We start from the raw sequence: 12,894 nt of genomic DNA, 5'->3' as shown, positions 1-12,894 counted from the left end.
TGCCAAGGATGGCACCAGAAGATGCCGTCGCGCCCCACGGGCGTGACAAGGAGTCGACGCATGTCCCCCACTTCCTCGATGCAATGCGCGGCAAGCCTCGGCGCAGGCCTGCTGCTGTCCGTTCTTCCCCTCTCCCTTGGCGCTTCCAGCAGTGCCATGGCCGCACAAGCCACAAGCTCCACCAGCTCCACAAGCTCCATAAGCCCCGCAAGCCAGGACGAACAGATCCTGCGTATCGCCAACGGCGCCGAACCCGGCTCGCTGGACCCGCAGCAGACCAGTGGCACCTGGGAGACACGCATCGTGCGTGACCTGTTCGAGCCGCTGATCGCCTACTCCGCCGACGGCGAGCTGATTCCCGGGCTGGCAGAGCGCTGGGAGTCGTCCGCCGATGGACGGATCTGGACCTTCCATCTGCGCGCGGGGCTTGAGTGGTCAGACGGCACGCCGTTGACCGCCGAGGATGCAGTCTTTGCGCTGCGCCGCCTGCTGACACCGGCTACCGCGGCCCACAACGCCACCCTCTACTACCCGATCGTCAATGCCCGCGCGGTGAATACCGGCGCGCTGCCCCCGGATCAGCTCGGCGTGGCCGCGCCCGATGCGCAGACGCTCACCATCACGCTCAGTCATCCGTCGGCAACACTGGCGCAGACGCTGGCGATGAGCGAAGCCGCCCCGCTGCCACGCCATGTGATCGTGGCCAATGGCGCTGACTGGACGCGGCCGGCCAACATGGTCACCTCGGGCGCCTTCGTGCTCAAGGAATGGGCGCCGCAGTCGCATATCACGCTGACACCCAACGCGCGCTATCACGGCGCACAGAACGTCACTCTCGACGAGGTGGTCTACCTGCCCATCGAGGAGAGCCATGCCGCGCTCAATCGCTTCCGTGCGGGTGAAGTCGAGATCGCCTACGGCGTACCCGCCAGCCACTACGCCTGGATTCAGGACAATCTGGCCGAGGCCCTGCACACCTACCCGATCCTCGGCGAGTACTTCTATGTCTTCAATCTGCGCGAGGGCTCGCCCGTGGCGGACCGGCGCATTCGTCGTGCGCTGAATCTGGCCACGCGTCGTGAGGTGATCACCGAGCGCATTCTCGGCATGGGCCAGATCCCCTCCTGGCATTTCGTGCCCGAGGCGTTGAGTGAACATCAGGGCGCGCGCTTCGACTTCGCTGACTGGTCGATGGACCGGCGCATGGCGAAGGCCCGCGAGCTGATGGCAGACGCGGGCTACGGGCCAGACCACCCGCTTGAGCTGACCCTGCGCTACAACACCCTGGAAGACCACAAGAAGATCGCCGTGGCGCTCGGAGCGATGTGGAAGCCACTGGGCGTGCAAGTGACGCTGACCAATACCGAGGCCGCGGTGCATTACCGGGATCTGGCGCTGGGCGATTTCGAGGTCGGCCGTTACGGCATGATCGCGACCATCGCCGATGCCTACGACTTCCTGAACGCCTTCAGCAGCGACAACACCTCCAACGCACCCGGGCTCAGCTCACCGGCCTACGATGCGCTGATCGAGGCGGCGGCGCGCGAGGGCGATGACGATGCTCGCCAGCAACAACTGCACGATGCCGAGCAGTATCTGCTCGACCACGATGTGGTGCTGCCGCTCTACGACTACGTCACCTCCAGCCTCGTGACCCCCGCCATCAGCGGCTGGGCCCCCAACGCGCTGGACGTTCACCCGAGTCGCTATCTGCATATCGACACCTCGCACTGACCGATGACAGCCACCCATAACAACGACACACCCGGGCAGCGGCCCGAACGGAGCACTGGATGCTGAGCTACACCCTCAAACGGTTGCTGCAGGCGATTCCCACCCTGCTGATCGTGATCACCCTGTCGTTCTTCCTGATGCGAGTCGCCCCGGGCGGCCCCTTCGATGGCGAACGCCGCCTGCCGCCGGAAATCGAGCAGAACCTGCGCGCGGCCTATCACCTGGATGAACCGCTGCCGATGCAGTACATCCGCTATCTGGGTGATCTGGTACAGGGCGATCTCGGCCCGTCCTTCAAGTACAAGGACTTCGACGTCAGCGAGCTGATCAGCCAGGGCTTCCCGGCCAGTCTGGAGCTGGGCATGTGGGCGATTCTGGCCGCGTTGCTGATCGGGGTGCCGCTGGGGGTGATCGCGGCCATCCGGCGCAACTCGACGGCGGATTACGTGGTGATGAGTACCGCACTGGCGGGGATCGCGGTGCCCAACTTCGTGATCGCCCCGCTGCTGGCGCTGGTGTTCGGCGTGCTGCTCGGCTGGCTGCCGGCCGGCGGCTGGAACGGCGGCGCCTGGCAGAACCTGCTGCTGCCGGTGGTGGCACTCTCCATCCAGCAGATCGCCTACATCGCCCGCATGATGCGCGCCAGCATGATCGAGGTACTGGGCAGTCACTACATCCGCACCGCCCGCGCCAAGGGGCTGAGCGAGTGGAAGGTGATTCTGCGCCATGCCTTGCGACCGGCGATGCTGCCGGTGGTCTCCTACCTCGGCCCGGCCATTGCCGGGATCATCACCGGCTCCGTGGTAATCGAGCAGATCTTCGGCATTCCCGGCATCGGGCGCTATTTCGTGCAGGGTGCGCTCAATCGTGACTACACCCTGGTGATGGGCACGGTGGTCTTCTATGGCGCCTTGATCCTGCTGCTCAACCTGATCGTCGATCTGCTCTACAGCATGCTCGACCCGCAGATCCGCTACGACGACTGACCCGAGGCCCTGACATGTCACAGACAACTCCCGCCCCCCACGGCACCGGCGCTGCCAGTGCCTTCGACGGCCAGCCCCCTGCGGCACCGGCAGGCGACAGCCTGACCCGCGATGCCTGGCGTCGTCTCAAGCAGAACCGCGCCGCCATGTGCAGTCTGGTGGTGATGACCCTCGTCGTGCTGGCCTGCCTGATCGGCCCATGGCTGACGCCCTTCGAACTCGACGAGGTCGACTGGAACGCCATCGGCACCGGCCCGGACCTGGCCTCCGGCCACATCTTCGGCACCGACGTCAACGGGCGTGATCTGCTGACCCGTACCCTGCATGGCGGTCAGATCTCGCTGTCGGTGGCGCTGGTCGCCACCTTCGTCAGTCTGGTGATCGGCGTGCTCTACGGCGCCGTCTCCGGCTATTTCGGCGGGCGCACCGACAACCTGATGATGCGCTTCGTCGACATCATGTATTCGCTGCCGTTCATGTTCCTGGTGATCCTGCTGATGGTGGTGTTCGGTCGCAACATCTTCCTGATCTACGCCGCCATCGGTGCGGTGGAGTGGCTGGACATGTCGCGCATCGTGCGTGGCCAGGTGCTGGCACTCAAGAAGCGTGAATTCGTCGAGGCGGCGCATGCACTCGGCGTGCGTGATCTGCAGGTCGTGACGCGTCACCTGATTCCGAACGCGCTGGGCCCGGTGATCGTCTACGTCACGCTGACGGTGCCCAAGGTCATCCTGCTGGAGAGCTTCCTGTCATTCCTCGGGCTTGGCGTGCAGGAACCGCTGACCTCCTGGGGCGTGTTGATCTCCGAAGGCAAGGACATGATGGAGACCGCACCCTGGATGCTGCTGGTGCCCTCGGCCTTCCTCGCCGCGACCCTGTTCTGCCTCAACTTCCTCGGCGATGGCCTGCGTGACGCCCTCGACCCCAAGACTCGCTGAACCGGAGCGCTGATCATGACCTCTTCACCTTCACCCTCCGGCACCGCCTCCAGCCTGCCGCCAGCGCGCAACGCCGCCGACCAGGCCCGCGCCGACACCCTGACTCGCCTGGGACTGGCGGCCGAGGCGCCGGGCACGCCGCCGCTGATGGAAGTCGATGACCTCAAGGTCGACTTCCAGCTCCCGGACGGCGCGGTACCCGCCGTCAAGGGCGTCAGCTTCACCCTCAACAAGGGCGAGACGCTGGCGCTGGTCGGCGAGTCCGGCTCCGGCAAGTCGGTGACCTCGACCGCCATCCTGCGCCTGCTGCCGGAACTCGCCGAGATCAAGGGTGCCATCCGCCTGCGCGGCGAAGACCTGCTGAGCGCCTCGACGCGGCGCATGCGCGAGCTGCGCGGCAACCGTATCGCCACCGTCTTCCAGGAGCCGATGACCTCGCTCAACCCGCTGCATCGCATCGGACGGCAGATCATCGAGGTACTGGCACTGCATCGTGATCTCAAGGGCCGCGCGGCCCGTCACAAGGCGCTGGAACTGCTGGAGCAGGTCGGCATCCCGGAGCCGGCGCGGCGTATCGACAGCTATCCCCATGAGCTGTCCGGTGGCCAGCGTCAGCGCGTGATGATCGCCATCGCGCTGGCCTGCGAGCCGGACCTGCTGATCGCCGATGAGCCGACCACCGCGCTGGACGTCACGGTGCAGGCGCAGATCCTGCGGCTGCTCAAGTCGCTGCAGCAACGCTACGGCATGGCGATTCTGTTCATCACCCACGACCTGAGCATCGTGCGCCACTTCGCGGACCGCGTCTGCGTGATGCGCCACGGCGAGCTGCTGGAGACCGGCACCACCCACGAGGTCTTCGACAACCCACAGCACGCCTACACCCGCATGCTGATCGATGCCGAACCGGCCGGCGAGAAGGCCGCGGTGGCCGCGGATGCGCCGGTGCTGCTCTCGGCACGCGATGTGCGCGTCAGCTTCACCATCAAGCGGCCGCTGTTCGGCCCCAAGGTCGCCTTCGAGGCGGTGCGCGGCATCGATCTCGAGGTCCGACGCGGCCAGACCATCGGCATCGTCGGCGAGTCCGGTTCCGGCAAGTCCACGCTGGGTCGTGCCCTGCTGCGCCTGCTCAAGAGCCAGGGCAACATCGACTTCGATGGCGTGGACATCGCCGCGCTGGACAAGTCCGGCATGCGACCGCTGCGCTCGCGCATGCAGGTCGTCTTCCAGGACCCCTTCGGCTCCCTGTCGCCGCGCCTGACCGTGGGCGAGATCATCAGCGAAGGCCTGCGCGTGCATCATCCGGAGCTCAATCGCGCCCAACGCGACGCACAGGTCTGTGAGGCACTCTGTGAGGTCAGCCTCGACCCCGGCATGCGCAATCGCTATCCGCATGAATTCTCCGGCGGCCAGCGCCAGCGTATCGCCATCGCTCGCGCCCTGGTGCTCAAGCCGGAATTCCTGCTGCTGGATGAGCCGACCTCGGCGCTGGATCGCTCGGTACAGGTCACGGTGATCGACCTGCTGCGCGACCTGCAGGCGCGTCATGGCCTGACGTACCTGTTCATCAGCCATGACCTGGCGGTCGTGCGTGCACTGTCAGACCACCTCATCGTGATGAAGGAAGGCGAGGTGGTGGAAAGCGGCAGTACCCACGCCATCTTCGAGGCGCCCCGTGAGCGTTACACCCGTGAATTGATGCAGGCTGCCTTCGCCCCGGACCTGGGCCAGGCGCACCACTGACACCCTGAACACGACGACATGCCTGATGGGCGCTTCGGCGCCCATCAAGACCCCGCTTTGCCTGAGAAAAGGCTCTGGCAAGGACAGCCGAGTCGGTCACGCGAATCGACATTGGCTGCCAACCGGGTGCGTGCACCCGACCGAGGCCGGAGCAGGATGCTCCGGCATTCCCCACACCGATGGAAAGACATGCACAGGATGACGATGCAACCTACAACAACAGCCAGCATCCCCCTTCTCACTCACCCTCGTCTGCGTCACGCGATTGGCGCAGCCCTGCTCGGCACGGGACTGCTGAGCATGAGCCCCATGGCTCAGGCCATCGAGGTCTACAAGACGGATACCGACCGCGTCGAGTTCAGTGGCCGCCTGGCGGCGTTTGCCGTGATCCAGGATGGCGCACACGATGAGATCTACAACGGTGGCTCGCGGATTCGCCTGATCCACGAGCATCAGTTCCAGCAAGGCTGGAGCTCCATCATCCGGGCCGAATGGGGCTTCGACCCCTGGTTCAAGGATGGCACCGATGCTCACTACAAGCGCATGCTCTACGCTGGGGCGGCACACGAGAAATGGGGCAGCTTCACGGTCGGCAAGCAGTATGGCCCCTGGTACGACATGGTGGCCGTCAACACCGACTGGTTCTGGATCAATGGTGGCGAGGCGTCCGGTACCTTCGAAGGCCGCAGCGGAGATGGTGGTCTGCATGGCACGGGACGCCCGGACAACTCGCTGTACTGGAAGAAGGGTTTCGGAGAGTTCACCGTCGGCCTGCTCTACCAGCTCAGTCATGATGGCCAGCACAGCAACGAGACCTCGCTCTTCGAGGACGGCGTCTTCACCACCGAGACCGAGTACTCAGGCTATGAGCGCGACTACAGCTATGAAGCCGCGCTCAACTGGCATCCGAACGAGGACGTCACGGTGGGCGGGGTCTTCCACCATACGGAGCTGAGCGACTACGAGAGCGGCAACAGCGAGAACGGCGATGTCGATGCCTGGTTGCTCGGCGGTCACTGGTCGCCGGGCAACTGGTACATCGCGCTCGTCGGCGGGGAATATCGCAACCACATCGCCGGCAGCACCCTGGACTCCTCGGAAGCCTTCGTCGACAAGGCGCGCGGCGCGGAATTCGTGGTCAATTACAAGTTCAAGGAGGTCATCTGGGGCGATGACAGCGTCGAGCTCTATGGCGGCCTGAACCACCTGGAAGACACCGACAGCGAAGCCCGCTACGCCTATCAGATCCTGGGCGCGGCTTGGCGAGTCAAGGACCTGACGCTGGCCACCGAGTACCGCTTCGACAACAGCCGCCAGTCAGACGGCAGCGAGTACAGTGCTGACCGCGACCAGCTGATGTTCCTGGCACGCTACGACTTCTGATCGTCATGTCAGACGCTGGTGACGGACCGCCGATACTCGCGCTGAGGCGATGGTCCCGCCCCTGCCGGATGGCCTCCGGCAGGGGCAACAAAAAACGCCCGGTCATGTGACCGGGCGTTTCTGTATTGGTTGTCCTGAGATCCGCTCAGCGTTTCAGCCGCTTACGTACTCAGAAGCGATAGGTCGCGCCGAGACCGAAGCCATGCGCTTCATTCTCGTAATCGGCTTCATAGGTCCCACGGTTGGGCTCGCTCAGGCTGACGGTGGCCGTCTCTTCCCACAGGTAGGTGTAGGCCATGTCGATGGTCAGCTCCGGCATCGGCGTCCAGCCGGCCCCCAGCGAGAAGATGGTGCGATCCCCGGACGGGATACGCGCGCTGCGATGCTCATCCACGGTCGGGCTGTCATCGAAGGCCATGCCGGTACGCAGCACCCACTGCGGATTGAGCTGATAGCTCAGACCGACCGCATACTGCCAGCTGTCCTCATAGCCCTGCTCCTCGACGATGTCGTTCATGTTGTCGACTTCCACCGCGATCTCGTCGAAGCGACTCCAGTGTACCCAGGTCACGCCCGCCATCAGCGTCCAGCGATCATCCAGCTTGTGCGTCACGGAGAAGTCGATGCTTTCCGGCAAGGTTACGTCCAGCGACGCATCCTGCTCGGTATTCGCGAAGCCCGTGCCAGTGAAGACATTGTTGTACTTGGCCTCGCCTTCCAGGCTGTAGTCGACCTTGGAGCGATAGGACAGACCGAGACGGGTACTTTCCACCGGCTGGAAGATGACCCCGACGTTGTAGCCCCAGGCGGCATCGTCGCCCTTGATCTTGACCTTGCCATCCCCTGCGCCGACATCGACAGTATTCGACGTCAGCTCACCCTTGATGCTGTTGTAGGTCACACCGGCGCCGATGGCCCACTTGTCATTGATGCGGTAGGAGATGGTCGGCTGGGCGGTGACCACCTCGACTTCACTGTAATTGGCGAAATAACGGCCACGGAAATCAGAGCCATAATCGGTAATCACACCAAAGGGCGCATAGACCCCGAAGCCCAGCGCGACCTGATCGTTCATCGGTTGCACGTAATAGAAAGAAGGCACTGCCGCCCCCGGCACCATGTCGCCGTCATCTCCGCCAGAGACTGGCCGACCGAGTGCATCATTCGCGCTGGCGACATCGATATCGGTATTGACGTCCAGATAGGTCACCCCACCGGTGATCTGGGCGCGATCCAGGAAGGACATGCCAGCCGGGTTGCCGAAGACGGTGGAAGCATCGTTGGCATTCGAGGCGCGCCCGGCGAAGGACGTCCCCTGAGTGCTGACGCTCTGCTCGTTGAGCTGGAAGGCCCCCGCGTGAACGCCACCGGCATAAGCCGTGGCAGCCGCTGCCAGCGCGACCCCGAGGGTGAGTTTGTTCATCTTGTTTTTCATTATGGATGGCGTCCCATTGCAGGTGGCTTGGAGAGCTGCATGTTGTTGTTATCGTTCGTTGATGCATAGCCCTGACACCTACGTTTTGGGCGAGTCGCCCGTTCAAGTCAAGGGCGAACGTTTGTTTGAATAGGGAGATTTCTAGTATTTGAGGAACTTTCATTCATGTCTGCACTGTCATCGTGTTGCTAACCCCATGTCCTGGCGATCATTTAGCGTCTGTTCGCCAGCGTTTAAAACATGGCGGGGCTCTCGCCTTCCTCTCTAGCCTATTGGTCGAACATCAGGTTTTTCGTATGTAGTGGGTCGCTTGACCTATGTCCTGCACATAGGTCTTACACTGAGGATCATTCACGGAACATTGGCTGCCGACAGACCTTCAGGGCAGCCGAATGCTCTCTCCGCCACTCTTGATCACGAGGAGATGATGCAATGAAAGTCGCTGAACTGGCCCGCGAAGGAAACGTCACCGCCGAAACCGTTCGCCATTACACCCGCCAGGGCCTGATCACGGCCCGGCGCGATCCCGTCAACAACTACCAGCGCTTCGATGAGCAGGCGCTGGTACGTCTCAAGTTCATCAGTCAGGCACGCCAGTTGGGCTTCAGCCTTGCCGATATCAAGCAGATTCTGCAGCAGGCTGACCAGCATGACTCCCCCTGTCCCATGGTGAGAGACCTGCTCAAGGAACATCTGCCCCGAGTGCGTGAGCGCATCCGCGAGCTGGAAGCCCTGGCAGAGCGCATGGAGCATGCCATGGAGAGCTGGCAGGACATGCCGGACGGCGTGCCGGATGGCAACAGCGTGTGCTGCCTGATCGAGGGGCAATCGTTCCCGCCCCCCTCAGAAGAGAACGGAACGTACACCCCTGACACCGGGAGGTCCTCATGAGCCACGACCCCATTGCCACGATCAGCGTGATGAACACTGACGGCATCAGCTGCCAGGGGTGTGTCACCAGGATTCGCAAGGCCTTGCTGGCACAGGATGATCAGGCCGAACTGGTCGGCGCTCCCCAGGCCCAGCTGCTGCTGGTACACACGAGGCTGGGTGAGGAAGGAGTGGCGAAGGTGGCGCAGGACAGCGGCTATCCGCTCACCCCGGCAGCACCGGCCACCCCTGCGAACCTCGAGATCAACGTCTACGGCATGCACTGCCAGAAATGCGTCGCCAAGCTGCGCAATGCCATTCAGCACTGGGATTCGTCCGCGACCGTCAGCGGTACGCCGGCAGACAATGTCCTGCAGGTCTCCAGCTGGCTGCCGGAAGCCTTGCTTGAACGTCTTGTCGTCGAGGCGGGCTATGCATTGGAACCTCCTGCCGAGGGCGACACATCAGCGGATCTCACTGAGTCCGACGACACCACGGAGGATCACGCAACGGCGGCTCCATCGGCAGCAGAACCCTCTCCGGCCAGCCCGACGGATAGCGGAAGTCTTGAGCTCTCGCTGTCCGGCATTACCTGCGCCAGCTGTGTCGCCACTATCCAGAAGACACTGGATGGCCTGGATGGCGTGGAACATGCCGAGGTCAACTTCGCTTCGCGCACGGCACAGGTCAAAAGCCAGCTTGCGACCACCGAGATCATCGCGGCCATCGAAGACGTGGGATATGGGGCAAGCGTGGTGAAAGACCCGGGCGCCAATGACGCGCAACAGCAGGAAGAGGCTGACCAGGAATATCGCTCTCGCATCCGTGACAGCGTGCTGTCACTGGGCATCGGTATCCCGCTGATGATCAGCATGTTCTTCCATCATCCCGGCTTCGAAGGTCTCGAACGTGGAGTGTGGCTGGCCATCGGGGTCGCGGTGCTGGGTGTGCTCGCCACCGCAGGACGCAGCTTCTTCACCAGCGCCTGGAAGGCCTTCACCCATCATCAGGCCAACATGGACACGCTGGTGGCACTCGGTACCGGGGCGGCATGGCTCTATTCCATGGGCGTGCTGATCTTCCCCGAGACGGTGCCCCAGGCGGCGCGAGGCCTCTACTTCGAAGCCTCGACCATGATCATCGGCCTGATCAGTCTTGGTCAGGCACTGGAGGTCAGAGCCCGCGGGCGTACACAGAAAGCACTGCGCGCGCTGCTGGATCTGCAGACCCGTACCGCTCGGGTCATTCGCGAGGGCGAAGAGCGCGAGATCGATGTCAACGACGTACGCAGCGGTGACCACGTGCGTATTCGCCCCGGTGAGCGCATCCCGGTGGATGGCAAGGTGATCGAAGGACAGAGCCACATCGATGAATCGATGTTGAGCGGTGAGCCGCTGGCTGTCTCACGTGGTGTCGGCGATGACGTGGCTGCCGGCACGCTCAACACGCGTGGCAGTCTGGTCTTCGAAGTCGAGCGCATCGGCAGCGAGACACGCCTGGGCCGCATCATCAGTCAGGTGCGTCAGGCGCAGAACTCGCGCCCCCCGATCGGACGGCTGGCCGATACCATCTCCGGCGTATTCGTGCCCAGCGTGATGATCATCGCCATTGTCGCGGCGCTCCTCTGGTTCAACGTCGGGCCCGCCCCGACTGGCGTGCATATGCTGGTGGTCGCGACGGCGGTTCTCGTCATCGCCTGCCCCTGTGCACTGGGTCTGGCGACGCCGATCTCGACCATGATCGGGGTCGGCAAGGCGGCAGAGCATGGTGTGCTGGTGCGCAGCGGTGAGGCCCTGCAAACCGCCAGTCGCCTGACGGCACTCGTGGTCGACAAGACCGGTACCCTGACGCGCGGCAAGCCGGAAGTCACTGAAACGCATCGGGTCTCGGGGGAAAGCGAGCAGGAGGTGCTGGATGCCGCCCATGCCCTGGAGCGGGGCTCCGAGCACCCCCTGGCCACCGCGCTGCTGGCACATATCGAAGCACAGCGTCCCGAGGCCTCGCGCAGCAAGGCCTTCAATGACTACCAGACCATCAGCGGGCGCGGCATTCAGGCTCAGGACGATGCAGGCCGCACCTGGCGCATGGGCAACGCTGCCATGCTGGAGGATGCAGGTATCAGCCTTGCACCGCTGAGTGAGCAGATCACGTCGCTGGAAGACAATGCCCGCACCGTGATCCTGATGGCACGTGACAATGCATTGATCGCCGTCTTCGGGCTGGCCGACCCGCTGCGTGACGATAGCCGCGACGCCATCGCTCGCCTGCATGCCGTTGGCCTCAAGGTGATCATGCTGACCGGTGACAATCAGCACACGGCCGCTGCCGTGGCCCGTGAGACCGGGATCGATGACTATCGTGCCGGCGTCTCACCGGATGACAAGCACGATGAGATCGCCCGCCTCCAACAGGAAGGCCATGTGGTGGGAATGGTCGGCGACGGCATCAATGATGCGCCGGCGCTGGCGCTGGCCGATGTCGGCTTCGCGATGGGTGAAGGTACTGATGTCGCCATAGAGACGGCCGGCATCACGCTGATGCAGCCCTCCCTGGCAGGGGTCGCGGACGCGATCGCGATCAGCCAGGCCACGCTGCGCAACATCAAGCAGAACCTGGTGGGTGCCTTCGGCTACAACCTGATCGGCATTCCGATTGCGGCAGGCATTCTCTATCCCTTCACCGGCATGCTGTTGTCGCCGGTGATCGCCGGGCTGGCCATGTCACTGTCTTCCGTGACGGTCGTGACGAACGCCAACCGCCTGCGGGGGTTCACTCCCCCGGGGGCAGCTCGGTCACGTACGGACAGCACAGGAAATTCTTCCACCATGCCACAAGGAGAGTCAGCATGATCTGCATACTCGTCAACCTGATAGGGCTTGGCCTGATCGCTGCCATCGTCTGGTGGTTCTGGCTGGCCAGGTCATGAACCACGGCTCTGCCACTGATCCGTAGCACCTTCATTTGATCAGTGAAGGCAACTCAAGACGCCCTGCCACGCACTGTGTGGCAGGGCGTCTTCGCGTCAGCCTCTAGCGAGTCCGATGTCCACCAAGACCCTGCCGCTTTTCCGGGACAGCGCCATGTAACAGCGACAGTTGCCTCGTAAGTCGGGGCGCTCTCACGCCGCCAGGGGGTGTGGACAACTTGTTTTCCTGGTTGGCGCCCACCTGTCCACACCCGCTCTCCCGGCGGTTCTGCATATCAGTGCGTCACTACCTCGACGAAGCGCCTCCCGCTTTACCGTACTCTGCCCACCTCGATGCCCCAACGCAGACCGCCCCTGCAGCAAGGCTGCAGGGGCGGTTCAGTATAAGTGCCTGACGAGCTTTTCATGACGGTCGTGGGGCGGCCATCCGCGACGCTTACAGGGAGAAACACCGTCCAGGCAGAGCTATCTCCTATCTCTCCCCTCTCACGCAGTGCGTGCACCTCTCCGAGCACCACTTTTTCCTACGCACAAAGAGAACCGCCCCTGCAGCTGGGCTGCAGGGGCGGTTCAGTATAAGTGCCTGACGAGGATCGGGGCGGCCATCCGCTACTCTTACAGGGAGAAACGCTACCCTAGGGACGCGTGACCTTTTCTCATCGCGTGTTCCCAGCACGCCCGGCTCAGCACTCTTTACTCAGCGCAGCTTTTGTCTCGCACACGACTCTTGCCGAGCATCACTTTTTCCGCGCACAAAGAGAACCGCCCCTACAGCTGGGCTGCAGGGGCGGTTCAGTATAAGTGCCTGACGATGACCTACTCTCACATGGAGAAACTCCACACTACCATCGGCGCTAAGCGGTTTCACTTCCGAGTTCG

8 protein-coding genes are annotated in these 12,894 nt (G+C 63.4%); 7 read left to right on the top strand and 1 reads right to left on the bottom strand.

Translation table 11 applies throughout. The annotated features are described in order from the left end of the window. Positions 1-60 precede the first annotated feature (60 nt). The 5 genes from HXS66_RS11370 to HXS66_RS11350 all read left to right on the top strand — a co-directional run bounded on the left by HXS66_RS11370 (position 61) and on the right by HXS66_RS11350 (position 6,784). Positions 61-1,734, top strand: a complete 1,674-nt coding sequence (locus HXS66_RS11370) for an ABC transporter substrate-binding protein (protein ID WP_176503584.1) — start codon at positions 61-63, stop codon at positions 1,732-1,734. 59 nt (positions 1,735-1,793) lie between these two features. After that, entirely contained in the window at positions 1,794-2,720 is a 927-nt protein-coding gene (oppB, locus tag HXS66_RS11365; protein ID WP_077377715.1) for an oligopeptide ABC transporter permease OppB, read from the top strand. Positions 2,721-2,734: 14 nt separating this feature from the next. Continuing rightward, positions 2,735-3,658 carry an ABC transporter permease gene (locus tag HXS66_RS11360; protein WP_084207794.1) on the top strand — a complete coding sequence of 308 codons (924 nt, stop codon included), beginning with the start codon at positions 2,735-2,737 and terminating at the stop codon, positions 3,656-3,658. Between the two features lie 147 nt (positions 3,659-3,805). Beyond that, positions 3,806-5,401 (top strand): ABC transporter ATP-binding protein, encoded by a 1,596-nt coding sequence (locus tag HXS66_RS11355; protein WP_218015172.1) that lies wholly within the window; start codon positions 3,806-3,808, stop codon positions 5,399-5,401. Positions 5,402-5,701: 300 nt separating this feature from the next. After that, entirely contained in the window at positions 5,702-6,784 is a 1,083-nt protein-coding gene (locus tag HXS66_RS11350; RefSeq protein ID WP_169477284.1) for a porin, read from the top strand. Positions 6,785-6,953: 169 nt separating this feature from the next. Here HXS66_RS11350 and HXS66_RS11345 read toward each other — a convergent pair whose 3' ends face one another. After that, positions 6,954-8,207 (bottom strand): OmpP1/FadL family transporter, encoded by a 1,254-nt coding sequence (locus tag HXS66_RS11345; RefSeq protein ID WP_240499638.1) that lies wholly within the window; start codon positions 8,205-8,207, stop codon positions 6,954-6,956. Between the two features lie 444 nt (positions 8,208-8,651). Here HXS66_RS11345 and HXS66_RS11340 point away from each other — a divergent pair, with 444 nt between their 5' ends. Both HXS66_RS11340 and HXS66_RS11335 read left to right on the top strand, forming a co-directional pair. Then, positions 8,652-9,110: a MerR family DNA-binding protein gene (locus tag HXS66_RS11340; protein WP_176503582.1), complete on the top strand. Its 459-nt coding sequence runs from the start codon at positions 8,652-8,654 to the stop codon at positions 9,108-9,110. Further along, the gene (locus HXS66_RS11335) at positions 9,107-11,938 is read left to right on the top strand and encodes a heavy metal translocating P-type ATPase (RefSeq protein ID WP_255303214.1); all 2,832 of its coding nucleotides are present in this window, start codon (positions 9,107-9,109) and stop codon (positions 11,936-11,938) included. Before HXS66_RS11340 ends, HXS66_RS11335 begins: the two co-directional genes overlap by 4 nt. Positions 11,939-12,894 lie beyond the last annotated feature (956 nt).

Origin of the sequence: Cobetia sp. 5-11-6-3 (assembly GCF_013374055.1) — a bacterium.
Classification (GTDB): Bacteria; Pseudomonadota; Gammaproteobacteria; order Pseudomonadales; family Halomonadaceae; genus Cobetia; species Cobetia marina.
Note: the sequence above shows the minus strand (reverse complement) of the source record. Positions and strands in the feature narration are given on the sequence as shown.